Annotated in this window: 23 protein-coding genes; 12 read left to right on the forward strand and 11 right to left on the reverse strand. The window is 72.4% G+C overall.

From position 1 onward, the window contains the following. Nucleotides 1-8: 8 nt before the first annotated feature. From AB0J53_RS05360 to ctaD, 5 genes are all read right to left on the reverse strand, one after another. Complete coding sequence (locus tag AB0J53_RS05360; RefSeq protein ID WP_357590742.1) at nucleotides 9-395, reverse strand: hypothetical protein; 387 nt, start codon at nucleotides 393-395, stop codon at nucleotides 9-11. Further along, nucleotides 392-1,117, reverse strand: a complete 726-nt coding sequence (gene sdhB / locus AB0J53_RS05365) for a succinate dehydrogenase iron-sulfur subunit (protein ID WP_357590744.1) — start codon at nucleotides 1,115-1,117, stop codon at nucleotides 392-394. Before sdhB ends, AB0J53_RS05360 begins: the two co-directional genes overlap by 4 nt. Continuing rightward, the gene (gene frdA / locus AB0J53_RS05370) at nucleotides 1,110-2,837 is read right to left on the reverse strand and encodes a fumarate reductase (quinol) flavoprotein subunit (RefSeq protein ID WP_364168799.1); all 1,728 of its coding nucleotides are present in this window, start codon (nucleotides 2,835-2,837) and stop codon (nucleotides 1,110-1,112) included. The genes sdhB and frdA overlap by 8 nt, the downstream gene beginning before the upstream one ends. A gap of 4 nt (nucleotides 2,838-2,841) precedes the next feature. Further along, entirely contained in the window at nucleotides 2,842-3,075 is a 234-nt protein-coding gene (locus AB0J53_RS05375) for a hypothetical protein (RefSeq protein WP_219507452.1), read from the reverse strand. Nucleotides 3,076-3,141: 66 nt separating this feature from the next. Then, a complete protein-coding gene (gene ctaD, locus AB0J53_RS05380; RefSeq protein WP_364168802.1) occupies nucleotides 3,142-4,836 on the reverse strand; it encodes a cytochrome c oxidase subunit I in 1,695 nt (564 codons plus the stop codon). A gap of 173 nt (nucleotides 4,837-5,009) precedes the next feature. Between ctaD and AB0J53_RS05385 the strand changes: the two genes are divergently transcribed. Next, complete coding sequence (locus AB0J53_RS05385; protein WP_219507454.1) at nucleotides 5,010-6,215, forward strand: aminotransferase class I/II-fold pyridoxal phosphate-dependent enzyme; 1,206 nt, start codon at nucleotides 5,010-5,012, stop codon at nucleotides 6,213-6,215. Between the two features lie 54 nt (nucleotides 6,216-6,269). On the opposite strand, the gene AB0J53_RS05390 is transcribed toward AB0J53_RS05385, so the two are convergent. Further along, the gene (locus AB0J53_RS05390) at nucleotides 6,270-6,827 is read right to left on the reverse strand and encodes a hypothetical protein (RefSeq protein ID WP_219507455.1); all 558 of its coding nucleotides are present in this window, start codon (nucleotides 6,825-6,827) and stop codon (nucleotides 6,270-6,272) included. A gap of 70 nt (nucleotides 6,828-6,897) precedes the next feature. Here AB0J53_RS05390 and AB0J53_RS05395 point away from each other — a divergent pair, with 70 nt between their 5' ends. The 6 genes from AB0J53_RS05395 to AB0J53_RS05420 all read left to right on the forward strand — a co-directional run bounded on the left by AB0J53_RS05395 (nucleotide 6,898) and on the right by AB0J53_RS05420 (nucleotide 16,561). Then, a complete protein-coding gene (locus tag AB0J53_RS05395) occupies nucleotides 6,898-8,259 on the forward strand; it encodes an FAD-linked oxidase C-terminal domain-containing protein (RefSeq protein ID WP_308125851.1) in 1,362 nt (453 codons plus the stop codon). A gap of 157 nt (nucleotides 8,260-8,416) precedes the next feature. Further along, nucleotides 8,417-10,600 (forward strand): protein kinase, encoded by a 2,184-nt coding sequence (locus tag AB0J53_RS05400; protein ID WP_364168805.1) that lies wholly within the window; start codon nucleotides 8,417-8,419, stop codon nucleotides 10,598-10,600. 84 nt (nucleotides 10,601-10,684) lie between these two features. Beyond that, on the forward strand, nucleotides 10,685-12,217 hold the full coding sequence (locus AB0J53_RS05405) for a carboxyl transferase domain-containing protein (protein WP_364169835.1): 1,533 nt from the start codon (nucleotides 10,685-10,687) through the stop codon (nucleotides 12,215-12,217). Then, nucleotides 12,214-14,100, forward strand: a complete 1,887-nt coding sequence (locus tag AB0J53_RS05410; protein ID WP_364168807.1) for a biotin carboxylase N-terminal domain-containing protein — start codon at nucleotides 12,214-12,216, stop codon at nucleotides 14,098-14,100. Before AB0J53_RS05405 ends, AB0J53_RS05410 begins: the two co-directional genes overlap by 4 nt. Beyond that, nucleotides 14,097-14,861: an enoyl-CoA hydratase-related protein gene (locus AB0J53_RS05415; RefSeq protein WP_364168808.1), complete on the forward strand. Its 765-nt coding sequence runs from the start codon at nucleotides 14,097-14,099 to the stop codon at nucleotides 14,859-14,861. Before AB0J53_RS05410 ends, AB0J53_RS05415 begins: the two co-directional genes overlap by 4 nt. Then, a complete protein-coding gene (locus tag AB0J53_RS05420) occupies nucleotides 14,858-16,561 on the forward strand; it encodes an acyclic terpene utilization AtuA family protein (RefSeq protein ID WP_364168809.1) in 1,704 nt (567 codons plus the stop codon). The genes AB0J53_RS05415 and AB0J53_RS05420 overlap by 4 nt, the downstream gene beginning before the upstream one ends. 28 nt (nucleotides 16,562-16,589) lie before the next feature. Here the strand turns inward: AB0J53_RS05420 and AB0J53_RS05425 are convergent, their stop codons facing one another. Next, entirely contained in the window at nucleotides 16,590-17,465 is an 876-nt protein-coding gene (locus AB0J53_RS05425) for an ROK family protein (protein ID WP_364168810.1), read from the reverse strand. A 67-nt stretch (nucleotides 17,466-17,532) separates the two neighbouring features. On the opposite strand from AB0J53_RS05425, the gene AB0J53_RS05430 reads away from it, so the two are divergent. The 5 genes from AB0J53_RS05430 to AB0J53_RS05450 all read left to right on the forward strand — a co-directional run bounded on the left by AB0J53_RS05430 (nucleotide 17,533) and on the right by AB0J53_RS05450 (nucleotide 21,042). Beyond that, a complete protein-coding gene (locus AB0J53_RS05430) occupies nucleotides 17,533-18,339 on the forward strand; it encodes a GNAT family N-acetyltransferase (RefSeq protein ID WP_364168812.1) in 807 nt (268 codons plus the stop codon). Nucleotides 18,340-18,400: 61 nt separating this feature from the next. After that, entirely contained in the window at nucleotides 18,401-19,417 is a 1,017-nt protein-coding gene (locus tag AB0J53_RS05435; protein WP_364168814.1) for a phosphotransferase family protein, read from the forward strand. 103 nt (nucleotides 19,418-19,520) lie between these two features. Beyond that, a complete protein-coding gene (locus tag AB0J53_RS05440; RefSeq protein WP_357590763.1) occupies nucleotides 19,521-19,730 on the forward strand; it encodes a hypothetical protein in 210 nt (69 codons plus the stop codon). Between the two features lie 124 nt (nucleotides 19,731-19,854). Continuing rightward, nucleotides 19,855-20,706, forward strand: a complete 852-nt coding sequence (locus tag AB0J53_RS05445) for a helix-turn-helix transcriptional regulator (protein WP_219507467.1) — start codon at nucleotides 19,855-19,857, stop codon at nucleotides 20,704-20,706. 69 nt (nucleotides 20,707-20,775) lie between these two features. Beyond that, complete coding sequence (locus AB0J53_RS05450) at nucleotides 20,776-21,042, forward strand: hypothetical protein (protein ID WP_364168817.1); 267 nt, start codon at nucleotides 20,776-20,778, stop codon at nucleotides 21,040-21,042. A 58-nt stretch (nucleotides 21,043-21,100) separates the two neighbouring features. On the opposite strand, the gene AB0J53_RS05455 is transcribed toward AB0J53_RS05450, so the two are convergent. From AB0J53_RS05455 to AB0J53_RS05470, 4 genes are all read right to left on the reverse strand, one after another. Further along, a complete protein-coding gene (locus AB0J53_RS05455; RefSeq protein WP_364168818.1) occupies nucleotides 21,101-21,787 on the reverse strand; it encodes a hypothetical protein in 687 nt (228 codons plus the stop codon). Continuing rightward, entirely contained in the window at nucleotides 21,780-22,361 is a 582-nt protein-coding gene (locus AB0J53_RS05460; RefSeq protein WP_364168820.1) for a helix-turn-helix domain-containing protein, read from the reverse strand. The genes AB0J53_RS05455 and AB0J53_RS05460 overlap by 8 nt, the downstream gene beginning before the upstream one ends. A gap of 134 nt (nucleotides 22,362-22,495) precedes the next feature. Beyond that, nucleotides 22,496-23,863: a HAMP domain-containing sensor histidine kinase gene (locus AB0J53_RS05465; protein WP_364168822.1), complete on the reverse strand. Its 1,368-nt coding sequence runs from the start codon at nucleotides 23,861-23,863 to the stop codon at nucleotides 22,496-22,498. Continuing rightward, nucleotides 23,860-24,555 (reverse strand): response regulator transcription factor, encoded by a 696-nt coding sequence (locus tag AB0J53_RS05470; RefSeq protein WP_364168824.1) that lies wholly within the window; start codon nucleotides 24,553-24,555, stop codon nucleotides 23,860-23,862. The genes AB0J53_RS05465 and AB0J53_RS05470 overlap by 4 nt, the downstream gene beginning before the upstream one ends. Nucleotides 24,556-24,662: the final 107 nt, after the last annotated feature.

The raw sequence follows: 24,662 nt of genomic DNA on the forward strand, positions 1-24,662 counted from the left end.
CCGGCTTCTCATGGCGTCCGCAGGACGACGTACGCGATCACCGCCGAGACGAGCAGCCAGCCGGAGTGGTTGCCGCCCTGGATCATCCAGGCGGGCACCCGCCAGCCGTCCAGCCGCACCACGGTCGCCTTCGGCGCGAGGTTGAGGAACGTGATCGCGTGGTAGGCGGTCGCCGCCAGCGCCACCGCGTTGAGCGCGATCATCCACGGGCGCGCCGCTAGCGCCGTGAACTGCGCGTACGTCCCGGCGACCACCGAGTCGGCCAGCAGGACCAGGTACGCGACGGTCCAGGCGACGAAGACGCTGGTCAGCTCGCGCAGCACGAACAGCGTGTAGCGCCTGCTGCGGGCGAACCAGAGCGGGTCCCTGGGCGGGCGGCGGGCGGGCGCGGTCATCGCCGGCTCCACGGCAGCACCGAGCGCAGCGCGGCGGTCAGCTTGTAGCGCTGGATCGCCTCGGCCGGATCGACGTGCTTGGGGCAGGCCCGGGTGCACTCGCCGACGAACGTGCACCCCCAGACGGCGTCGTCCAGGTTGAGCACGTCGAAGCGGTCGCCCATGTCGCGCGAGTCCAGGTTGTAGCGCTGGGCCAGCGCGATCGCCGCCGGGCCGAGGAAGTCCGGGTCGAGCACGTACACCGGGCAGGCCGAGTAGCAGAGCATGCAGTTGATGCACATGCTGTACTGCTTGTACGCCTCCAGCTGGTCCGGCGTCTGGGCGTACTCGGCGGTGAGCGGCAGCTCCTCCCCCTCCCGGATCAGCCACGGCCGCACCGACGACAGCTTGGCCAGGAAGTCGTCGATGTCCACGACCAGGTCCCTGATGACGGGGAAGCCCTTGAGCGGCTCGACCCTGACCGGGCCGGCGCCGTACTCGGTGAGGAAGGTGCCGCAGGTCAGCCGGGGCTCGCCGTTGACGGTCATGCCGCACGAGCCGCAGATGCCCATCCGGCACGACCAGCGGAACGACAGGCTGCCGTCGAGCCGGTCCTTGACGTGGGCGAGCCCGTCGAGCACGGCCCAGTCGGGGCGCAGCGGCACGTCGTACGCCTGGAACACCGGCTCGTCGTCCTGGCCGGGCCGGTAGCGGGACACTTCCAGCCGGATGGAGTCAGTCACGGCCGTACACCCTTTCCCCGGGAGGCCAGCGGGTGATCGTCACGGGCAGCAGGCCGACCGAGGGGCTGCCGTCGGGGGCCCGGTGGACCAGCGAGTGCGCCAGGTAGGCGGCGTCGTCCCTGGCCGGGAAGTCGGTGCGCTGGTGGGCGCCGCGCGACTCGCGCCGCTCGGCCGCGCAGGCCACGATCGTGCGCGCGACGTCGAGCATGGCGTGCAGTTCCAGCAGGGCGACCAGCTCGGTGTTGAAGGCGGCGCTGGAGTCGTCCACGAGCGCTCCGGCGGCCCGTTCGCCCAGCTCGGCGAGGGTGTCGGCGGCCTTGGCGAGGACGTCGCCGGTGCGGTAGATGCCGGCGGCGCCTTCGAGCGTGTGCTGCATCTCCTCGCGCAGCACGGCGATCCGCTCGCCGCCGCCCTCGCGCGCCCGCTCCAGCCGCCGCCGCTCGTCGGCGCCCTGGCTGCGTACGGCGGCCGCCTCGCCGTCGCGGTGGCCGCGGGCGAAGCGGGCGGCGGCCAGCCCGGCGCGCCTGCCGAAGACGAGGATCTCCGGCAGCGAGTTGGAGCCGAGCCGGTTGGCGCCGTTGATGCTCACGCAGGCCGTCTCGCCCGCCGCGAACAGGCCGGCGATCGGGGTGGCGCCGTCGAGGTCGGTGTGGACGCCGCCCATCATGTAGTGCACGACGGGGCGGACCGGGACGAGGTCGGTGACCGGGTCGAGGTTCTGGTAGCTGCGGCACAGCTCGCGCACGAACGGGATGCGCGCGTCGATCCTGTCCTCGCCCAGGTGGCGCAGGTCGAGGTGGACGACGGGACCGTACGGCGTGTCGACGGTGCGGCCCTTGCGCTGCTCGTGCACGAACGCCTGCGAGAGGCGGTCGCGCGGGCCGAGCTCCATGCTGCGCAGCCGGGGCGCCGGGGTGGGGGTGCCGAGGTCGTAGTCCTGGAGGTAGCGGTAGCCGTCCTTGTTGATCAGCCAGCCGCCCTCGGCCCTGGCCGCCTCGGTGATGAGGATGCCGGTGAACGGCAGGCCGGTGGGGTGGTACTGGACGAACTCCATGTCCTTCAGCGGGGCGCCCGCCCGGTAGGCCAGGGCCATGCCGTCGCCGGACTTGATGGCGGCGTTGGTGGTGAAGGGGAAGGCCCGGCCGCAGCCTCCGGTGGCCAGCACGACAGTCCTGGCGGGGATCGCCTCGACGCGGCCGGTGCGCAGCTCTATGGCCACGACGCCGTGGACGCGGCCGTCGTCGACGACGAGCCGGGTGACGTACCACTCGTCGTACCGCGCGATGCCGGGGTGTTTGAGCGTGGTCTGGAACAGCGTGTGCAGCAGGTGGAAGCCGGTCTTGTCGGCCGCGTACCAGGTGCGCATCCGCTTCATGCCGCCGAACGGGCGCACCGCGACGCGCCCGTCGCGCTCGCGGCTCCACGGGCAGCCCCAGTGTTCGACCTGGACGAGCTCGCGCGGCGCCTCGGCCACGAACGCCTCCACCGCGTCCTGGTCGCACAGCCAGTCGCCGCCGGAGATCGTGTCGTAGCAGTGCTCGTCGAGCGTGTCGCCGTCGGCGACGACGGCGGCGGCGCCGCCCTCGGCCGAGACCGTGTGGCTGCGCATCGGATAGACCTTCGACACGACCGCCACGCTGAGGGAGGGGTCGCTCTCGGCGACGGCGACGGCCGCCCGCAGTCCGGCGCCGCCGCCTCCCACGATGAGCACGTCGATCATCGGTTCAGCTCCCGCGGTCCGGTTCGATCGGATCCTTCACCCGCTTGCCGTCGCAGCGGATGGCGGACAGGTGGATGCTGCCGTCGTGGTACTCGTGCCGGATCCGGCGGCAGCCGCAGTCGAAGAGCTGGTCACGGATCACCAGGCCGTAGCCGTCGTCGTCGAGGAGACGCTCACCGCCGTGCTTCTTGCCGCAGGGGGCGGTCTCGGGGGTGAAGGGGCTCTTGGCGCCTGTCATCGCCGATCTCCTTAGATGGGCGAAACGTAACCTCCACACAAGCACCGCGGCCCGGTCCGGGAAAGGTCAGTCGGACGTTTTCTCGCCGGGTTCGCCGGGTTCGCCGGGTTCGGCCCGCTCGCCCGTCTCGTCCTCGTGCGGGTAGTGGAGGTCGAAGGCGGGCCGTTCGGAGCGGATCGGCGGCATGAACGTGAAGTTGTGCCGGGGCGGCGGGCAGGAGGTCGCCCATTCGAGGGAGTTGCCGTAGCCCCAGGGGTCGTCGAGCGTGACCTTGGGCGCGTGCCTGGCGGTCTTCCAGACGTTGTAGAGGAACGGCAGCGTCGACAGCCCGAGCAGGAACGCGCCCAGCGACGAGAGCTGGTTGAGCGCGGTGAACCCGTCGGCCGGGCCGTAGTCGGCGTAGCGGCGCGGCATGCCGATCTGCCCGAGCCAGTGCTGCACCAGGAACGTGGTGTGGAAACCGATGAACAGCGTCCAGAAGTGCACCTTGCCGAGCCGGTCGCCGAGCATCCGGCCGGTCATCTTGGGCCACCAGAAGTAGAACCCGGCGAACATGGCGAACACGACGGTGCCGAAGACCACGTAGTGGAAGTGCGCGACGACGAAGTACGTGTCGCTGATGTGGAAGTCGAGCGGCGGGGAGGCCAGGATGACGCCGGTCAGCCCGCCGAGCAGGAACGTCACCAGGAACCCGATCGCGAACAGCATCGGAGTCTCGAACGTCAGATGCCCCCGCCACATGGTGCCGATCCAGTTGAAGAACTTCACACCCGTCGGCACCGCGATGAGGAACGTCATGAACGAGAAGAACGGCAGCAGCACCTGTCCGGTGGGGAACATGTGGTGCGCCCACACCGTCATCGACAGCCCGGCGATCGCGATCGTGGCCCCGACCAGCCCCATGTAGCCGAAGATCGGCTTGCGGCTGAAGACCGGGATGACCTCGGTGATGATCCCGAAGAACGGCAGCGCGATGATGTAGACCTCGGGATGGCCGAAGAACCAGAACAGGTGCTGCCACAGGATCGGCCCGCCGTTGGCCGGGTCGTAGATGTGCGTGCCGAGCTTGCGGTCGGCCTCCAGCGCCAGCAGCGCCGCCGCCAGCACCGGGAACGCCAGCAGCACGAGCATGCTGGTCAGCAGCACGTTCCAGGTGAACAGCGGCATCCGGAACATCGTCATGCCCGGCGCCCGCATGCCGATGATCGTGGTGATGAAGTTGACCGCGCCGAGGATCGTGCCGAGGCCCGACATCGCCAGCCCCATGATCCACAGGTCGCCGCCGACCTGCGGCGAGTAGGCGGAGGACGACAGCGGTGTGTAGGCGAACCAGCCGAAGTCGGCCGCCCCGCCCGGCGTGAAGAACCCGGCCACCACCATGAGCCCGCCGAACAGGAACAGCCAGTACGCCACCGCGTTCAGCCGGGGGAAGGCCACGTCGGGGGCGCCGATCTGCAGCGGCATGACCACGTTGGCGAACCCGGCGAACAGCGGCGTGGCGAACAGCAGCAGCATGATCGTGCCGTGCATGGTGAACAGCTGGTTGTACATGTCCTGGTTGACGACCTGCATCCCCGGCTGGGCCAGCTCCGCGCGGATGATCATGGCCATGACGCCCGCGATCAGGAAGAACGCGAACGAGGTGATCAGATACAGGTACCCGATGACCTTGTGGTCGGTCGTGGTCAGCCAGGACGTGAGCACGGTCCCGGTGCGGCGCCGCCTGACCCGCTCGATCGACGTCTCGCGCACGCTGGTCACGGCTGCTCCATCCGGTCGAGAGGTATGGCCTGCCCCGATCACCCCATTCCACGCCACCGGCCGCCGTCCGTGAAGTCGTTCCGGGCAAAGACATCCACATCCCGGACCCGTGCCTGCCTCGGCGGCGAAGTCTTCTATCCTTCGTAGCGACCCGATCGGAGGAGAAGAATCCCGTGAACGCTTCGCGTGACTATGCCGCCCTTGTCCAGCAGGGACTCAAGCTCGACCTCACCAGGGGCAAGCCGTCACCGCGCCAGCTCGACCTCTCCGACGACATGCTCAAGCTCCCGACCACCCACGTGACCGCGGGCGGCCTCGACGCGCGCAACTACGGCGACCTGCAGGGGCTGCCGGAGCTGCGCGAGCTGTTCGGGCCGCTGCTCCAGGTGCCGCCCGCGCAGCTCGTGGTGGGCGGCAACGCCAGCCTGGCGATGATGCACGACACCGTCGTGCACGCGCTGTTGAGCAAGGTGCCCGGCGCCGGGCGCCGCTGGGTGGAGGAGCCGGAGATCACGTTCCTGTGCCCGGTGCCCGGCTACGACCGGCACTTCACCATCTGCCAGGAGTTCGGGATCAAGATGGTCCCGGTGCCCATGAACGCCGAGGGCCCCGACATGGACGTCGTCGAGCGCCTGGTCGCCGAGGACGCGAGCGTCAAGGGCATCTGGTGCGTGCCCAAGTACAGCAACCCGTCCGGCATCGTCTACAGCGACGAGACCGTGCGCCGCCTGGCCGCCATGCCCGCCGCCGCGCCCGACTTCCGCATCTTCTGGGACAACGCCTACGCCGTCCACCACCTGACCGACACCCCGGCCGAGCTCGCCGACCTGCTCGCGCTCTGCGCCGAGCACGGCAACCCCGACCGCGCCTTCGTCTACGGCTCCACCTCGAAGGTGACGCTGGCCGGCGCGGGCGTGGCGTTCTTCGGCTCCTCCCCGGCCAACGTCGCCTGGTTCCTCGACAACACGCGCAAGCAGTCCATCGGCCCCGACAAGCTCAACCAGCTGCGCCACGTGGAGTTCCTGCGCGACGCCGACGGCGTGGCCGCGCACATGCGCAAGCACGCCGAGCTGATCGGGCCCAAGTTCGAGGTGGTCGACCGGGTGCTCGCCAAGGAGCTCGGCGACCTGGCCACCTGGACCAGCCCGAAGGGCGGCTACTTCATCAGCCTGGAGGTGCCGCACGCCGCCGAGGTGGTGGCCAAGGCCAAGGCCGCGGGCATCGCGCTGACCCCGGCCGGCGCCACCCACCCCTACGGCCAGGACCCCGACGACCGCACGATCCGCATCGCGCCCACCTACCCCGGCCTGGAGGAGCTGGAGCAGGCCATCACCGGCCTGGCCGTCTGCGTCCGCCTCGTCGCCGAGGAGCACGCGTAAGCACGCGTAAGCACCCCGGCCCCGGAGTGACCGCCCGGCCGGTGACGTGACCGGTCAGGCGGCGCCGGAGCGGCGGAAGCCGAAGATGTACTCGCGCGTCTCGCTCGGATGGAACGAGACGCCGACCCCCGGCTCGAACGCGACGTTGTCGCGCGAGCAGTAGTAGAGCCCCTCCCAGACGGCGAGCGCCTTCTCCCTGGCCGGCCCCTCGGCCAGGTCGCGCTTGCGCGCCGCGTGCGCGCCGAGCACGAACAGCATCCCGAACCCCCACAGCACGCCCGTCAGGCAGAACGGCGCGAGCAGCACCTCGGCCCACCCGGAGTGCTTGCCCATGGCCAGCACCAGCCCCACCACCAGGTGCGCGAGTGCGGCGACGAGCAGCAGCAGGTAGCCCTGGTTCCTCGACCAGGGCGCGTAGTGGCGGCTGGGGAACGACAGCCACACGGCGAGCTGCGTGCGGCTCATCTGGTGCTTGGACGCGCCCAGCGCGGACCCGGTGGGCAGATCGGCGACCTGGCGGTCGCCGGGCATGCGTACCCTGCCGATCCGGTACGTGGTCCCCGCCGCGACCGCTCCGGGCACCGAGACGACCTGGTCGACCTGCGTACACACCGGACAGCTCACTTCCACCCGGGCAGTCTGGCCGTAAGCCACCGTCCACGCAAACCGTAAGGTTTCTCATGTGAGACCCATTGACGCTCTGGTGAACTCCCTGCCCGGCGGCCGTGTCGTCACCGACCCGGACGTGATCGACTCCTACGCCCGCGACCGCACGTTCGTGGCCCCGGGCAAGCCTCTGGGAGTGGTGCTGGCCGCCTCCCGCGACGACGTGGTGACCACCATGCGCTGGGCCACCGAGCACCGGGTGCCCGTGGTGCCGCGCGGCGCGGGCAGCGGGCTGGCGGGCGCCGCCACGGCCACCGACGGGTCGGTGGTGCTGTCGCTGGCCAGGATGACCGCGATCCGGGAGCTCTCGCCGGTGGACGAGATCGCCGTGGTCGAGCCCGGCGTGATCACCGCCGACCTCGACAGGGCCGCGCGCGAGCACGGGCTCATGTACGCGCCCGACCCGTCCTCGTACGAGATCTCCACGATCGGCGGCAACCTGGCCACGAACGCGGGCGGGCTGCGCTGCGTCAAGTACGGGGTCACCCGCGACTCGGCGCTGGGCCTGGAGGTCGTGCTGGCCGACGGCCGGGTGCTCCAGACCGGGCGGCGGACCGTGAAGGGCGTCACCGGGTACGACCTGACCGGGCTGTTCGTCGGCTCCGAGGGCACGCTGGGCGTGATCACCTCGGCCACCGTCCGGCTGCGGCGGGCGCCGGTCGCGCCGCCCGCGACGTTCGCCGCCGAGTTCGGCTCGCTGCGCGACGCGGGCGCCGCCGTGACCGCGATCATGGCGGCGGGGTGCCAGCCGTCGCTGATGGAGCTGCTGGACCGGGCCACGCTCCAGGCCATCGACGACTGGCGCAACATCGGCCTGGAGCCCGCCACGATGGCGATGCTGATCGGGCAGTCCGACGCCGCCGACAGCCAGGAGGTGGCCGCCCGCATGGAACGCCTCTGCCTCGACAACGGCGCCACGTTCGTGGCCGTGTCGTCCAGCCCGCAGGAGACCGAGGAGCTGATCGGGCTGCGCCGGATGGCCTACCAGGCCAAGGAGCGCCTCGGCGCGTGCCTGGTCGAGGACGTGTGCGTGCCCCGCTCGGTGCTGCCCGACATGATCGGCGCCATCGAGGCCGCCGCCGTCCGGCACGGCGTGCGCATCTGCACGGTCGCGCACGCGGGCGACGGCAACCTGCACCCGACGTTCGTCTTCGAGCACGGGACGACCGAGCCGCCCGCCGAGGTGTGGGCGGCGGCGGACGAGATCTTCACCCGGGCGCTCGAACTCGGCGGCACGCTGACCGGCGAGCACGGCGTCGGGGTGCTCAAACGGCGCTGGCTGGCCCTGGAGTCGGGGCCGGTGGCGCACGAGGTGCAGCACGGGATCAAGGCCGTCTTCGACCCGCTGGGACTGCTGAACCCGGGCAAGGCCATCTGATCAGCTATTGTTCACCAACCCGTGACCTGAGCCACGACCTGCGCAGAAACCCTGACTTGCGGGGGTAAAGGTGAATGATCTAGCAGGTCGGCGTACGTACCAAGTGTCACGCTGGTAGCGTTTCGCCCCAGAGATCGTTCTGTTATGGGGGTCCGGGGTGAATCAGTTCCAGCCGCTGATGGCGGACGACCCGCGGCGGCTGGGCGAGTACGAGATCGTCGCCCGGCTCGGCGAGGGTGGTCAAGGGGTCGTCTATCTGGGCAAGGCCGAGTCCGGTGAGCAGGCTGCCGTCAAGCTCCTGCACCACGCGCTCGTCGCCGACCCCGAGGCGCGCAGCCGCTTCCTGCGCGAGGTCGCGGTCGCCCAGCGGGTCGCCCGCTTCTGCACCGCCCCCGTGCTCCACGCCGACCTCGAAGGCAGCCGGCCCTACATCGTCAGCGAGTACGTGCCCGGGCCGTCGCTGCGCGAGCTCGTCATCAACGAGGGCCCGCGCCGCGGCGCCGCCCTCGAACGGCTCGCCATCAGCACCGCCACCGCGCTGGCCGCCATCCACCGGGCCGGCATCCTGCACCGCGACTTCAAGCCCGCCAACGTGCTCATGGGCCCCGAAGGCCCGGTGGTGATCGACTTCGGCATCGCCCGCGCCCTCGACTCCCCCGGCGCCACGGCCACCGGCATGGCGATGGGCACCCCGTCCTACCTCGCGCCCGAGCAGCTCACCGCCGCCTCCCCGGTGTCGGAGGCCGCCGACGTGTTCGCCTGGGGCGTCACGATGGTGTACGCGGCCACGGGCAAGCCGGCCTTCGGGTCCGACTCGATCCCCGTGGTCATGAACCGCATCCTCCACGAGGAGCCGCAGCTCGGCGGCATGGACGGCACGCTCGCCGAGCTGGTGGCGGCCTGCCTGTCCAAGGACCCCGCCCAGCGGCCCACGGCCGACCAGCTCATCGTCCGCCTCACCGGCCAGCCGGCCCCCAACGCGGCCATCGAGCCGCTCACGGGGCCCACCGCCCAGATCGCTCCCCAGGGCTGGACGCCCCAGGCGGCTGCCTGGCGGGGCGGCGACAACCCCGTCCCGGAGACCGGCCCGTACGGCCGCCCCACGCCGAGCGGCCCCGCGGCCGCTCACCAGGCGGGGCCCGCGCCCACCGCCGGTGGCCAGCCGGGATCCGCGCCTGCCGCCGGTCCTCAGCCGGGGCCCGCGCCCGCCGGGACGCACGGCGGGGCCCAGCCCCAGGCCGCCGCCCAGCCGCAGGGCCAGGGCGGCCTTCAGGGGCAGGGCGGCCCTCAGGGGCAGGGCGCCGCGCACGGCCGGCCCCCGCACGGCCCCGGCGGACCGCACGGCCAGGCCGCCCCGCAGGGTTACGGCGCCCCGCACGCCCAGGGCGGCGCGCAGCCGCCGCACGGCCAAGGCGGCGCGCAGCCGCCGCGAGGGCCCGGTGGGCCTCAGGGGCCGGGGATGGCGCAAGGACCCGGCGGGCCGCAGGGGCAGCCCGCCAAGGGCGGGCAGCCGGGACAGCGGCGGACGCTGACGTTCGCGCTGTCCGGCGCGGCGGCCGCGGCGCTGCTGGTGGTGGCCGGGGCCGTGGTGGTCCAGGCGAACTCCAAGCCGCAGACCGTGGTGGCCGTCGGCAACACCTCGGTGTCCTCCCCCACCACGGACGCGCAGATCCCGCCGGAGGTGGTCAACCCGCCGAGCGTCGCCCCGTCGACGGTCCCGGAGCTGGACATCGACGAGCCGAAGCCGACGAAGACGAAGGCCAGGCCGAAGGACGACGGCGTGGCCCAGGTGCCGGACCCGATCACGCAGCCGACGCGGCAGCCGGCGACGCGCCGCCCGGAGCCGACGAAGACCAAGACGCGGACCCAGGAGCCGACGCAGAAGCCGGCGGACCGGGTCGAGCCCGAGTCGGAGCCGACGGGCTCGCCGCCGGCGGACGTGTCGCAGCAGCCGACGAGCATCCCGACGAAGAAGCCGACGGTCAAGCCCACGGTGAAGCCGACGCCGCTGAAGCCGAACCCGTACACGCCGGCCGGGGTGTGCGGCTCCGGCTACAAGGTGATCAACAAGCGCGCGCTGGGCACCAAGGCGACGATCTACCTGCTCTACAACAGCGGCGCGGGCCGGAACTGCGTGGTGACGATGTCGCGCCTGGTGTATCCGGGCAAGGTCCAGATGAACGCGATCCTTCAGGTGAAGGGCGGCTCGACCGGCAGCAACCCGGGCAAGTTCACCGCCTACGCGGGCCCGGTCCGGCTGCCCGGGAAGGGCAAGTGTGTCATCTGGGGCGGCACCTGGGCCGGTCTGACCTGGAAGTCGGGCTGGAGCCACTGCGGCTGACCCGGGCGACGGGTTACGGTATGCGTCGTGATCGTCAGCACGCTCGACACGTCCGGCCCCGACTACGCGCGGCGGCGGGAGGCGATGCTGGGCAAGCTGGCCGAGCTCGACGCCGAGCACGCCAAGGCGGTCGCGGGCGGCGGTGAGCGCTACGTGCGCCGCCACCGCGACCGGGGCAAGCTGCTGGCGCGCGAGCGGATCGAGCTGCTGGTCGACGCGGATTCGCCGTTCCTGGAGCTGTCGCCGCTGGCGGCGTGGGGCAGCGACTTCCCGGTGGGCGCGAGCGTGGTGACGGGCATCGGGGTGATCGAGGGCGTCGAGTGCGTGATCACCGCGAACGACCCGACGGTGCGCGGCGGCGCCTCGAACCCGTGGACGCTGCGCAAGACGCTGCGCGCCGCCGACATCGCGCTGGCCAACCGCCTGCCGTACGTCAATCTGGTGGAGAGCGGCGGCGCGGACCTGCCGACGCAGAAGGAGATCTTCATCCCGGGCGGCCGGATCTTCCGTGACCTGACGCGGCTGTCGGCGGCGGGGATCCCGACGATCGCGCTGGTGTTCGGCAACTCGACGGCCGGGGGCGCGTACGTGCCGGGGATGAGCGACCACGTGGTGATGGTGCGCGAGCGGGCGAAGGTGTTCCTGGGCGGGCCGCCGCTGGTCAGGATGGCGACCGGCGAGGAGTCCGACGAGGAGTCGCTGGGCGGCGCGGAGATGCACGCCCGGGTGAGCGGCCTGGCCGACTACCTGGCGGCCGACGAGCACGACGCGCTGCGGATCGGCCGCCGGATCGTGCGCTCGCTCGGCTGGCGCAAGCTGGGCGCGCGGCCTGGCGCCGTGCGCGATCCGCTCTATCCGGCGGAGGAGCTGCTGGGGATCGTGCCGGAGGACCTGAAGGTGCCGTTCGACCCGCGCGAGGTGATCGCCCGCATCGCCGACGGCAGCGCGTTCGAGGAGTTCAAGCCGCTGTACGGGGCGTCGCTGGTGACGGGGTGGGCGCGGCTGCACGGCTATCCGGTGGGCGTGCTGGCGAACGCGCGCGGGGTGCTGTTCAGCGAGGAGGCGCAGAAGGCGGCGCAGTTCATCCAGCTCGCCAACCAGTCGCGCACGCCGCTGGTCTTCCTGCAGAACACGACGGGTTACATGGTCGGCAAGGAGTACGAGCAGGGCGGCATCATCAAGCACGGCGCCATGATGATCAACGCGGTGTCCAACTCGACGGTGCCGCATCTGACGGTGGTGATGGGCGCCTCCTACGGGGCGGGCAACTACGGGATGTGCGGTCGGGCCTACGATCCGCGGTTCCTGTTCAGCTGGCCGAGCGCCAAGTCGGCGGTGATGGGCCCGGCGCAGCTCGCCGGGGTGCTGTCGATCGTCGGCCGGGCGTCGGCGCTGGCGCGCGGCCAGGCGTACGACGAGGAGGCGGACGCGGCGATGCGGGCGATGGTGGAGGAGCGGATCGAGGCGGAGTCGCTGCCGTTCTTCCTGTCGGGGCGGCTCTACGACGACGGCGTGATCGACCCTCGTGACACGCGGACGGTGCTGGGGCTGTGCCTGTCGGCGATCAACAGCGCGCCGGTGCCGGAGCCCGCCGGGTTCGGGGTGTTCCGGCCGTGATCACACGTCTGCTGGTGGCCAACCGGGGCGAGATCGCCCGCCGGGTCTTCCGCACCTGCCGCGAGCTCGGCGTCGAGACGGTCGCGGTCTTCTCCGACGCCGACGCCCGCGCCCCGCACGTGGCGGAGGCCGACCGCGCGGTGCGGCTGAGCGGGGTCACGCCCGCCGAGACCTACCTGGCGGCCGACCGGCTGATCGAGGCGTGCCGGGCGTCGGAGGCCGACGCGGTCCATCCGGGTTACGGGTTCCTGTCGGAGAACGCGGCGTTCGCGCAGGCGGTGCTCGACGCGGGGCTGGTGTGGGTGGGGCCGCCGCCCTCGGCGATCGCCGCGATGGGCTCAAAGCCGGCGGCCAAGCGGCTGATGGCGGAGGCGGGCGTGCCGGTGCTGCCGTCGCTGCCGGTGGACGGGGAGCCAGGCCCGGGGTGGGAGTTCCCGCTGCTGGTGAAGGCGAGCGCGGGCGGCGGCGGGCGCGGCATGCGGGTCGTCCGCGATCCGGGCGAGCTGGCGCGGGCGGTGGAGTCGGCGCGGCGGGAGGCGGAGGCGGCCTTCGGCGACGGCGGCGTGTTCGCCGAGCCGCTGCTGGAGGGCGCCCGGCACGTCGAGGTGCAGGTGCTGGCCGACCGCCACGGCGGCGTGTGGGCGCTGGGCGAGCGCGAGTGCAGCGTGCAGCGCCGGCATCAGAAGGTCGTCGAGGAGTGCCCGTCGCCCGGCGTCACCGCCGCCCTGCGGGCCGAGCTGGAGGACGCGGCCGTGCGGGCGGCGAGGGCGATCGGCTACGTCGGCGCGGGCACCGTCGAGTTCCTGGTCAGGGGCGAGCGGGTGGCGTTCCTGGAGATGAACACCCGGCTGCAGGTCGAGCATCCGGTGACCGAGCTGGTCCACGGGATCGACCTGGTCCGATGGCAGATCGAGGTGGCGCGGGGCGCGGCGCTGCCGCCGGGGCCGCCGCGCCCGTCGGGCCACGCGGTGGAGGTGCGGCTGTACGCGGAGGACCGCGCCTTCCTGCCGCAGGCGGGGGTTCTGCACCGGTTCGAGGTGCCGGAGGGGGTGCGGGTCGACGCGGGGGTGGAGAGCGGGTCGGCGGTGCCGCCGCACTACGACGCGCTTCTGGCCAAGATCGTCGGGTACGGGGCCGATCGGGACGAGGCGGTGCGCAGGACGGCCCGGGCGCTGCGCGGGGCCAGGATTCACGGGCTCACCACGAACCGCGATCTTCTCCTTCACATCCTGAAAAATCAGGACTTCTTGCGGGGGGAGACGCACACCGGGTTCCTCGACCTCCATCCGGAGCCCGCCCCCGCGCCCCCGTCGGACCTCGCGGTGCTGGCCGCCGCGCTGGCCCTGGCCGCCGCCAACCGCGAGCGCGCCCCGGTCCTGCGCGGCCTTCCCAGCGGGTGGCGCAACGTCCGCTCGCAGCCGCGCACGGCCCGCTTCGAGGAGGCCGAGGCGGTCTACGACCCGCTGCCCGAGGGCGTGACGGTGACCGAGGTCGCCCGCGCTGGCGACGCGTACCGGGTGGTGCTGGAACGCGGCACGGTGCGGCAGGCGTTCGAGGTGGCCCACTACGACGGCGGGAAGGTGTACGTGGACGGGCCGGACGAGTCGGTCACGCTGACGCCGGTGCCGAGGCTGCAGGAGCCCGCCGAGCACGTCGCCCCCGGGTCGCTGCTGGCCCCGATGCCGGGCAACGTGCTGCGCGTCGAGGTCGAGGCGGGCACCCGGGTGGAGAAGGGCCAGCCGGTGCTGGTGCTGGAGGCGATGAAGATGGAGCATCTGATCACCGCCCCGGCGGGCGGCGTCGTCTCGGCCGTGCACGCGCGCCAGGGCCGCCAGGTCGAGGCGGGAGCCGTACTGGCGATCATCGAAGAAAGGGAATCATGACGCGCCTGGTCCACAAGGAGCTGTCCGGCGGCATCGCGACGATCACGCTCGACTCGCCGCCGAACCGCAACGCCCTGTCCACCCGCCTGCTCGCCGACCTGACCGACCGCCTGGAGTGGGCGCTGGCCGAGCCGTCGGCGCGGGTGATCGTGCTGACGGGCACCGGGCACGTGTTCAGCTCCGGCGCCGACCTGAAGGAGCAGCGGGCCGCGGGCTCCGACGCGCCGGTCACCTCCGCGTTCCCGCAGGTGATGGCCACCCTCTGGGAGAGCCCGAAGCCGGTGATCTGCCGGCTCAACGGCACCGCCCGCGCGGGCGGGCTCGGGCTGGTGGCCTCGTGCGACTTCGCGATCGCGCCGGTGACGGCGTCGTTCGCGTTCACCGAGGTGCGGCTGGGCGTGGTGCCCGCGATGATCTCGGTGCCGGTGCTGCGGCGGCTGGACCCGAGGGCGGCGGCCGAATACCTGATGACCGGCGAGGTGTTCCCGGCGGCCCGGGCGGTGGAGATCGGCCTGCTGACCCGCGCCGTCCCGGAGGAGGAGCTGGACGAGGCCGTCGCCCACTACGCCGGCATGCTGCTCAAGGGCGGCCCGGAGGCGCTGGCCATCACCAAGCGCCTGGTCAGGGAGGTGCCGGCGCTGTCGTTCGAGGAGGGGCTGAGCCGGATGACGGAGCTGTCGGCCGAGCGCTTCACCTCCGACGAGGGCCGCGAGGGCATCGCCGCCTTCGCCGCCAAGCGCCCGCCCCGCTGGGTCCCGTGACCGGGGCCGGGGCTGGAAGCGGGCCGCTGCGGGTGGCCAACTGCAGCGGCTTCTACGGCGACCGGCTCTCGGCCGCCCGCGAGATGGTCGAGGGCGGCCCCATCGACGTGCTGACCGGCGACTGGCTGGCCGAGCTGACGATGCTCATCCTGGCGGGCAACCGGCTCAAGGGCCGCCCCGGCTACGCGCCCACGTTCCTGCGGCAGCTGGAGGACGTCCTCGGGCCGTGCCTGGACCGGGGCATCAGGATCGTCGCCAACGCCGGCGGCCTCGACCCGGCGGGCTGCGCGGAGGCCGTGCACGAGCTGGCCGCCCGGCTCGGCCTGTCCCCCAGCGTCGCCTGCGTGACCGGCGACGACCTGACCGGGACGGACCTCGACCTGGTCAACGCCGACACCGGCGAACGGCTGACCGCCACGCCGCTGACCGCCAACGCCTACCTGGGCGGCCGGCCCATCGCCGCCGCGCTGTCGGCGGGCGCGGACGTGGTGGTGACCGGCCGCGTCACCGACGCCGCCCTGGTCACGGGGCCGGGCATCTGGCGCTACGGGTGGCGGCCCGGCGACCTGGACGCGCTGGCGGGCTCGGTCGTCGCCGGCCACGTCATCGAGTGCGGCTGCCAGGCCACCGGCGGCAACTACGCGTTCTTCCGCGACGTGCCCGACCTGGCGCACTGCGGCTTCCCGCTGGCCGAGCTGCACGCCGACGGCTCCAGCGTGATCACCAAGCATCCCGGCACGGGCGGCCTGGTGTCGGTCGGCACGGTGACGGCGCAGCTCCTGTACGAGATCGCCGGGCCCGCCTATCCGGGGCCCGACGTGGTGGCCCGCTTCGACACGATCACGCTGTCCGGCGACGGGCCCGACCGGGTGCGCATCAGCGGCGTGCGCGGAGATCCGCCGCCCGGCACGCTCAAGGTCGCGGTCACCTGCCCGGCGGGCTACCGCAACACGATGACGCTCGTGCTGACCGGCCTGGACCAGGAGGCCAAGGCCCGGGTCGCCGAGGAGGCCATCTGGGCGCGGGTGCCCAAGGAGTCGTTCGAGCGGGTGGAGGTCTCCCGGGCGGACGGGCTGCTGCGCATCACGGTCATGGATCCCGACCCGGGCCGGGCGGGCCGGGCGTTCTCCTCCGCCGTGGTGGAGACGGGCCTGGCCAGCTACCCGGGCTTCCACGCGCTCTCCCCGCCCGGCGCGGCGTCGCCGTACGGCGTCTACTGGCCGGTGCTGGTCCCGGCGTCGGCGGTCACGCCGGAGGTCCGCGTGGACGGCGAGCTGCTGCCCCCGGACGGCCCGCCCCCGCCCTTCCCCGACCCGCCCGAGCGGCCCGTCCCGGCCGTCCCGGACGCGCCGGTGGCCGGTGGGGAGCCGGTACGGGTCCCGCTGGGGCGGGTGGTCGGGGCGCGGTCGGGCGACAAGGGCGGCAACGCGAACCTGGGCGTGTGGACCACCACAGCCGCGCAGTACGCCTGGCTGGCGGCCCACCTGACCGTCGGGCGGCTGAAGGAGCTGCTGCCGGAGCTGGCCGCCCACCAGGTGGACCGCTACGAGCTGCCCAACCTGAACGCGCTGAACTTCGTCGTGCACGGCCTGCTGGGCAGGGGTGTCGCGGCCAGCGCCCGGCCCGACCCGCAGGCCAAGGCGCTGGGCGAGGAGCTGCGCGCCCAGGAGGTGGAGATCCCGGCGTCCCTCCTGGAGTGAGCGGCGGCACGGCTGTTCTTCGGCGCGGTCAGGCGAGGGCGCGGAAGCCGAGCAGGGCCGCGCCGAGGAGCCCCGCGTCCACGCCGAGCGCCGAGGCGCGCACGCGGGGCGGGCGGCGGAAGGTCAGCCGGCCCGCCAGGTGCTCGCGCAGCGGGCCCAGGAGGGCGTCACCGGCGCGTGAGAGGCCGCCGCCGATGACGATCAGCGCCGGGTCCAGCAGCAGCGTGCAGGTGGCCAGGGCGGCGGCCAGGGCCGCCAGGGCGTCGTCCCAGACCTCGGCCGCCACTGGGTCGCCCTCGGCCGCGCGGCGCACCACGTCGGCCGCCGACGACTCGCCGCACCGGGCGGCGATGGCCGACGCCGACGCGTACAGGGTCAGGCAGCCGCGCTGGCCGCACGCGCAGGACGGCCCGGCGGGGCGTACCGGGATGTGCCCGAGCTGCCCGGCCCAGCCGGACGCGCCGCCGTACAGGGAGCCGTTCAGCACCAGCGCGCCGGCGATGCCGGTGCCGATCGGCACGTACAGCACGTGGCCGGGCGTCCGCTCGGTGACGCCGTAGGTCAGCTCGGCGTCCCCGGCGGAGCGGACGTCGTGGCCCAGGGCGAGCGGGAGGTCCAGGGTGGTGAAGGCGCCCGCCGGGACGTCGCGCCAGCCGATCGCGGCCGAGTAGACGGCGTGGGTGGGCGTGACGAGGCCGGGCACGGCCAGGCCGACGGCCTCGGGCGCGGCGCCCGGGCGGGCGGCGAGGTCGGCGATGAGGGCGGAGACGGCGGCGACGACGCGGTCCGGGCCGTCGGCGCGCGGGGTGGGACGGCGCTCATGGTGGAGGATTGTGCCGTCACGAGCGACAAGTCCACCTTTGATGGTGGTGCCGCCGACATCTACCGCTATAACGCATTGCATCCCTCCATGGTCGCGGTGACGGAAAACACTTTGAGCCGCCGGGGTGCCGTACAGGAGGATGGCGGCCATGCACGTACGCCGTCTGACCCTCGACGACCTGGACGCCTGCGGCCGGCTGGCCAAGGACCGGGGCTGGCTGCCCGAGCGGCACAAGTGGACGCTGCTGTTCGAGGTCGGCGAGGTCTACGGGATCGACGCGCCCGACGGCGACGGCCTGGCCTCGACCACGATCCTGACCCGCTACGGCGACGACCACGCGGTGATCAGCATGGTGCTGACCGCCTCCCGCTACGGCCGGCAGGGGCTGGCCCGCCGCCTGATGGAGCACGTGATCGCCCAGGCGGGCGACCGGATCGTGTCGCTGCACGCCACCGAGAACGGCCGCCCCCTGTACGAGCGGCTCGGCTTCCGCACGGTCGGGCACGTCGCCAAGCGGACCGGCGTCTTCGGCGGCGAGCACTCCGGCCGGACGCGCCCGGCGACGGAGGCCGACCTGGAGACGATCCTGGCGCTCGACGCCGACGCGTTCGGCACCGACCGGTCGCCGCTGCTGCGCAGGATGTTCACCTTCGGCGAGCGGGTGCGGATCGCCGAGGGCGGCTTCGGGCACTGCTGGCGCAACGACGACAACGTGGTCATCGGCCCCGTCGTGGCGGGGGACGAGGAGACCGCGCGGGCGCTGATCGGCGACCTGGCCCTCGACGTGGGCGGCGAGGTGCGCCTGGACCTCGACCTGGCCAAGGAGGACCTGGCCGGCTGGGCGGCCGAGCACGGCATCGGCGCCCCCTGGCAGGTGTCGCTCATGGTGCGCGGCGGCGACCTGCCGGGTGACCGCGCGCGGCAGTTCCTGCCGTTCATGCAGGCGCTGGGTTGACCGGCGGATCGGCGCTCTCGTAGGGTCGATCACCAGAATATCGTTCTGTCGAAGGGCCGTCATGTCCGCCACCCACATCGACGTCAACGCCGTCGACCTCGCCGGTCTCGGCGCCTGGATGGACGCGCAGGGCCTGCCCGAAGGGCCGATCACCGGCCTGGCGCCGGTGCCCGGCGGCACCCAGAACGTCATGGTCCGCTTCGAGCGCGGCGGCCGCCCGTACATCCTGCGCAGGCCCCCGCAGCACGCCCGCGCCAAGAGCAACGAGGTGCTGCGGCGCGAGGCGCGGGTGCTGGCGGCGCTGCGTGACACGCCCGTCGCGGCGCCCCGGCTGGTCGCCGCGCAGACGGCGGAAGAGCCGGTGTTCTACCTGATGGAGCCGGTCGACGGCTTCAACCCGTCGACCGGGCTGCCCGAGCCGCACGCCTCCGACCCGGCGATCCGGCACCGGATGGGCCTGGAGGCCGCCTCGGCGCTGGCCGAGCTCGGGCGCGTCGACCCGGGGGTGCTGCCGGGGTTCGGCCGGCCGGAGGGGTTCCTGGAGCGGCAGGTGCCGCGCTGGATGCGGGAGCTCGACTCCTACGGGGAGCTCGACGGCTACCCGGGGCCGCGGATTCCCGGGCTGGCCGAGACGGCGGCGTGGCTGGAGGCCAACCGGCCCGCGTCGTTCACGCCGGGGATCATGCACGGCGACTATCACTTCGCCAACCTGATGTTCGCCCACGACGGCCCCCGGGTGGCGGCGATCGTCGACTGGGAGATGTGCACGATCGGCGATCCGCTGGTCGACCTCGGCTGGCTGGTGGCGATGTGGCCGCAGGCCGCGGGGCTGGTGCCGGGGCTGGCCTCGCCCCGGGAGATCGTCGACTGCTACGCGGCGCTGTCCGACCGCGACCTGTCGGCGATCGACTGGTACGCGGTGATGGCCTGCTTCAAGCTCGGCATCGTGCTGGAGGGCACCCACGCCCGCGCGTTCGCCGGCAAGGCGCCCAAGGACATCGGCGATCTGCTGCACGCCACCACGCTGTCGCTGTTCGAACGGGCCGGGCACATCATGCGCGACTCGATTTCGACATAACCCCCACATAGCCCAATATCCCGATTTTTCCGAAAAAGGATCACAAGTAGGAAGTTGTCCCCTACAATTGCGCGCAATTGCAGTTGTTCGGGGAAGGATCGTCATGCGGATGCGGTTCCTGGGTTCCACGTCGGACGCCGGCGCCTGCCCGACCCTGTACGAGACCGACCGCGGCACCATCGTCATCCAGGGGCTCCAGGTCACCGACGCCGAGGCCCTGGCCGACCTGCGGGACGTGCTCGACGGCGAGACCGCGGTCGAGGTGCCCCGCGAGCTCATCACGGAGATCGCCCGCCGGGTCCTGCCCGCCTGACCCCCTGCTCAGCCCCGCGCGGCCTCGGGACATCGGGAAAGTGACCACCCCCCGCGACCGGCCGGTCACGATTGCGCGACTGGGCCTGGCATGATCCACCGGCCCGGGGCTAGCCTCTTGCGTCGTGACGTCGTTTCAACAGGCGCGTGCCGACCTCGGCGGGCAGCTCCGGCAATTGCGTGAGGCGGCCCGCCTCACGGGCAAGGAGCTGGCCGAACGGCTGCGCTGGCAGCCGTCCAAGGTCTCCCGCCTGGAGAACGCCCGGCAGACCCCGTCCGAGGACGACGTCGTGGTGTGGGCGCAGGCGGTGAAGGCGCCACCCGAGGTCACGGACGAGCTGATCGCCCAGGCCATCGCCCTGCTGGAGCGGCACGACGGCTGGAAGCAGCGCCACCGCAGCGGCCTGGCCGCCCTCCAGGAGGACGTGCGCGACCTGGAGGCGCGCACCAAGCTGTTCCGGGTGTTCGAGCCGGGCATCCTGGCCGGCCTGCTGCAGACCTCCGAGTACGCCCGCCACGTGTTCCGCAAGGTCAGGCGCCTCTACAGCGCGGCCGACCAGATCGACGCGGCGGTGCGGGTGCGGATGCAGCGCCAGGAGATCCTCTACGACCGCACGCGCACGTTCAGGTTCGTGGTGCCGGAGGCGGTGCTGCACACCCGGCTGGCCCCGCACGACGTGATGCTCGGCCAGGTCGACCGGCTGCTCGCGGTCAGCTCACTGCCGAACGTGCAGTTCGGCGTGATCCCGTTCACCCAGGAGCTGCCGTCGGCGCCGGTCAACGGCTTCTGGATCTACAACGAGGCCATGGTCGGGGTCGCCACCATGACGAAGGATCTGGTGCTGCGCGATCCCGACGACGTGGCGTTCTACGTTCGCGCCTTCGACGATTACGCGAAAGTCGCGGAGTTCGGCGAAGCCGGGCGGGACACCATCATCCGGATTCTTAACGAATACCGCAAACAATCCCCACATTAATCCTCGCAATTGCTTGCCCTCCTCCTCAAGATCGTGCAATTCTGGCGCGAGACGATGCGGAGGTGACGCATGATGCTTGACACCGCGCTCTGCCTGGAGCAGTTCGCGAGGTTCGCGGGTCGTCACGCCGACCTGTCCGTCCAGAGCCTGTCCCTGGCGAGCGACCCGGCGTTCGTGTGCGTGCGCAACCGTTTCTCCACCACACTGGCCGAGAACGTCACCTGCTCCGACGACGGCAGCTTCGTCACGTCGTGGGGCTACCGGCTCGGCACGGCCGACGACGTGGAGGCCGCCGCCGCCCGCCTCGCCTACCTCCTGGCCGCCCTCCCCGCCTGACGGGGAGCGACGGGAACGAAGCCGGAAGTGGCCTCAGGCCCCCTGGGCGGCGCAACGGTCAGGACAGCACCGTCTCCGTCCACCAGTCGTTCCACTGCTTGCTCAGTTCCGCGTGGCGGCTCTCGCCGACCTCATACAGGCTGAGGACGGCCATGCACGCACCGCTGTCAGGATTGTGGCTCAGGACCAGAAGTCCGTCGTTCCAGCCGTCGACGGTCAGTCCGAGCTGGTGTTGCGAGCGGTAAAAGACCTGGCCGGTCGCGGTCTCGCCCGGGAGCTCCAGCTGATACCTCTGACCGGGGGACAGCTCCGCCGTGTCGAGCGCCGTCAGCGGTGAGGTCTTGCCCGTGCCTGACAGGAAGACGGTCCGGCGGGCGTCGGCGGGGTGCCGCTCGAGCATGAACTTGAGCTGGTGCAGGAAGGTGATCCAGCCCTCGGTGATGTCGTCGTAGTACTTGGCCCAGTCGGGATCGTCGCCGGGTGCCGCGCGGGTGAGTGTGACCCGGGTGCCGCTCTCGACCGGTTCGAGTTCGACTCGGTCGCCGCCGTTCAGGTTGATCACGCGATCGTCGGCGGCCACGTCGGTGAAGTAGATGAGCTCGATCTCCTCGTCCAGGCTGCCGTCCGGGCCACCGTCGAACTCCCAGCCGTGCCAGTGCCGGATCCTGTCCCTGTCCCGGAACGCGCCCCGGACCGTACTGGGCGGTGCGGCCACAGTGACCTGGATCCGCGGGGTGTCAGTCATCGCTGTCTCCTCCAGTGTGTGGCTTGCGCGGTGCCGGGTGGGCGCCCGCGATCAATCGGTACGGGCGGCCGCCGGGAGAGTCGAACGCCTCCACCGTCCGGCGGACGGCCTCGGCCAGGGTGTCGGCGAACCGGTGCAGGTCGCCGGGCTCGGCGAACCGGACCTCGGCCTCGACGGTGAAGGTCAGCAGCCGTTGCCCGGCCTTGTCGGCTTCGGCCTGCATCCGCGCGATCTCGCGCACGGTCCCGGCGGCCACCTCTACCAGGTGCTCGGCCGAGTACTGGTCCTGAATGCGATCGAAGGCGCGGCCCATCACCGCGGGATCGACTACCAGCGTGGCGCCGGTGGCCTGCAGTACCCGCTCGGTGAACCCACGCCGCTGCCGCTCCTCGACCAGCTCGACCAGTCCGGCCTTCTCCAGTTCTTTCAGGTGGTAGTTCACCCGCTGCCGGGGCAGGTCGAGTTCCTCGGCCAACCGGCTCGCCGACGACGGCTCGCGCAGCAGCTCAAGCAGCCGCCGCCGGATCGGCGACAGCGCCATCCGGACCTGGTCGGGCTCCTCGAGGTATCTCATGGCCGACAGTCTGCCAATTGACAGAAAAATCTGTCAATTGGGTGCGAGGCCCCTCATGGCTTCGAACACAAAGCCCCGACGATGACTCGGCTTGGCTGGACGCCCAGTCCTGGGCCGCAGCAGGATGACAGCCGTCAGCTCGGGGTGGCGCGGCCCGGCAGTTCGACGGTCGCGATCACGCCGCCGTCCGGCGCGTTCCCGAGCCGTACCTCTCCGCCCACCTCGGCCACGGCCTGCGCGACGATCGCCAGGCCCAGCCCCGAACCCGGCAGCGAGCGAGCCGACGGCGAGCGCCAGAACCGCTCGAACACGTGCGGCAGCTCCTCCTCCGCGATGCCCGGCCCCCGGTCCCGCACGGTCAGCACGCCGTCGCGCAGCACGACCTCCACCCGGCCGCCGGGACTGAACTTGGCGGCGTTGTCGACGAGGTTGAGCACGGCACGTTCCAACGACGCGGCGCCGCCGACCACGTACCAGGGGCTCAGGTCGGTGCTGACCTCGGCGCCGCGCAGCCTGGCCCGCCCGGCGGCGGCCGTGACGACGTCGTGCAGCGGCAGCTCGGCGTGCGGCTCGTGGTCGGTGTCGCCCCTGGCGAGCTGCAGCAGGTCGCCGACCAGCGTGGACAGCTCGGCGAACTGCGCCTTGACGTTGACCAGCAGCCGCTCCTTGGCGCCCGGGTCGAGGCTGCGGCCTGTCTGCTCACTGCGCAGCAGCAGGTCGATGTTGGTCCGCAGGGTGGTGAGCGGCGTGCGCAGCTCGTGCCCGGCGTCGGCGACGAGCTGCCGCTGGCGGTCGCGCGACCCGGCCAGCGCGGCGGTCATCGCGTTGAACGACGCGCTCAGCCGGGCGATCTCGTCGCTGCCGTCGATCGGGATGCGGGTGTCGAGGTCCTCGGTCTGCGCGATGTGCTCGACCGCCCTGGTCAGCCGGCCCACCGGGCGCAGCGCGGCGCGCGAGACGAGCAGCCCAGCCGTGGCGGCGACGAGCACGCCGAGCGCGGCCACGGCCGCCAGCAGGATCGACACACTGCGCAGCGTGCTCTGCAGCTCGTGGGTGGGGCGGGCGATGACGAACGCGGCGTCGCGGTCGACGTTCCTGACCAGCACGCGCAGCGGGGTGCCGTCGTCGGCGTAGCCGTCGTAGACGAGCTCCTGGTCGTGGTAGCCGCTCGCGATCTCCTCCTCCCGGCGGGTGACCTTGATCGCGGTGTTGCCCATGACGCAGCGGGTGCCGTCGGGGAAGACGATCTGCATCGGCTCGGGGAACGGCGGGTACTTGCCGTAGCCGGTCGTGCTCACCGGCTCGGCGGAGCACTCCCGGGTCGCCTTCTGCATGCGTTCGAAGGGGACGCGCTCGCCGGTCTCCCGCAGCGACTGGTTGAGCTGCCACGACAGCTCCCTGCGGACGAAGTACCAGGTGCCGACGGCCGAGACGCCCACCGCGATCGCCACCGCCGCGGCCACCAGGAGCGTCAGGCGGGCGCGCAGGCTGCGCTTTCTCACGAGGAGCCTCTGAGCACGTAGCCGACGCCGCGCACGGTGTGGATCACCCGGGGCTCGCCGCCGGCCTCGGTCTTGCGCCGCAGGTACATCACGTACACGTCGAGCGAGTTGGACGTCGGCTCGAAGTCGAACCCCCACACCTCGGCCAGGATCTGGTCCCGCGTCAGCACCTGGCGGGGGTGCGCCAGGAACAGCTCCATCAGCAGGTACTCGGTCCTGGTGAGGTCCAGCCGCCGGGCGCCCCGCGTCACCTCGCGGGTTGCCGGGTCCATGCGCAGGTCGCCGAAGGCCAGCGTCTGCTCCGGCTCGCCCGCGCTCAGCGCGCCGCGCCGCAGCAGCGCCCGCACCCGGGCCAGCAGCTCGTCCAGCTCGAACGGCTTGACCAGGTAGTCGTCGGCGCCCGCGTCCAGCCCCGACACCCGGTCGCCGACGGCGTCCCGGGCGGTCAGCATGAGCACCGGGACGTGGTTGCCGGTCCCGCGCAGCCGGCGGCAGGCGGTCAGCCCGTCGAGCCGCGGCATCATCACGTCGAGCAGCACCGCGTCGTACGGCTGCCGGGCCAGCTCCTCCAGCGCCGCCTGCCCGTCGTCGGCGGTGACGACCCGGTAGCCCTCGAACTCCAGGCTCGACTGCAGCGCCTCGCGCAACGCGGGCTCGTCGTCCACCACCAGCAACCGTGCGGGCTCACTCATGCCACCACGCTAGAGGAGCAATCTGAGAAGGCGATGAACGCGACCACCCGCCCGACCTCCCCGCCCGGCCACCCCGTCTGGTCCGCCGTCCGGCTCCCTGCCCGACC

Origin of the sequence: Nonomuraea sp. NPDC049725 (assembly GCF_040674795.1) — a bacterium.
GTDB classification, from domain to species: domain Bacteria; phylum Actinomycetota; class Actinomycetes; order Streptosporangiales; family Streptosporangiaceae; genus Nonomuraea; species Nonomuraea ceibae.

Coding starts and splice junctions, on each gene's coding strand:
- AB0J53_RS05360 (WP_357590742.1), bottom strand. CDS start 395: ATGACCGCGCCCGCCCGCCGCCCGCCCAGGGACCCGCTCTGGTTCGCC.
- frdA (WP_364168799.1), bottom strand. CDS start 2,837: ATGATCGACGTGCTCATCGTGGGAGGCGGCGGCGCCGGACTGCGGGCG.
- AB0J53_RS05375 (WP_219507452.1), bottom strand. CDS start 3,075: ATGACAGGCGCCAAGAGCCCCTTCACCCCCGAGACCGCCCCCTGCGGC.
- AB0J53_RS05405 (WP_364169835.1), top strand. CDS start 10,685: ATGCTGGGCAAGCTGGCCGAGCTCGACGCCGAGCACGCCAAGGCGGTC.
- AB0J53_RS05415 (WP_364168808.1), top strand. CDS start 14,097: ATGACGCGCCTGGTCCACAAGGAGCTGTCCGGCGGCATCGCGACGATC.
- AB0J53_RS05425 (WP_364168810.1), bottom strand. CDS start 17,465: ATGCAATGCGTTATAGCGGTAGATGTCGGCGGCACCACCATCAAAGGT.
- AB0J53_RS05430 (WP_364168812.1), top strand. CDS start 17,533: ATGCACGTACGCCGTCTGACCCTCGACGACCTGGACGCCTGCGGCCGG.
- AB0J53_RS05435 (WP_364168814.1), top strand. CDS start 18,401: ATGTCCGCCACCCACATCGACGTCAACGCCGTCGACCTCGCCGGTCTC.
- AB0J53_RS05440 (WP_357590763.1), top strand. CDS start 19,521: ATGCGGATGCGGTTCCTGGGTTCCACGTCGGACGCCGGCGCCTGCCCG.
- AB0J53_RS05450 (WP_364168817.1), top strand. CDS start 20,776: ATGATGCTTGACACCGCGCTCTGCCTGGAGCAGTTCGCGAGGTTCGCG.
- AB0J53_RS05455 (WP_364168818.1), bottom strand. CDS start 21,787: ATGACTGACACCCCGCGGATCCAGGTCACTGTGGCCGCACCGCCCAGT.
- AB0J53_RS05460 (WP_364168820.1), bottom strand. CDS start 22,361: ATGAGATACCTCGAGGAGCCCGACCAGGTCCGGATGGCGCTGTCGCCG.
- AB0J53_RS05470 (WP_364168824.1), bottom strand. CDS start 24,555: ATGAGTGAGCCCGCACGGTTGCTGGTGGTGGACGACGAGCCCGCGTTG.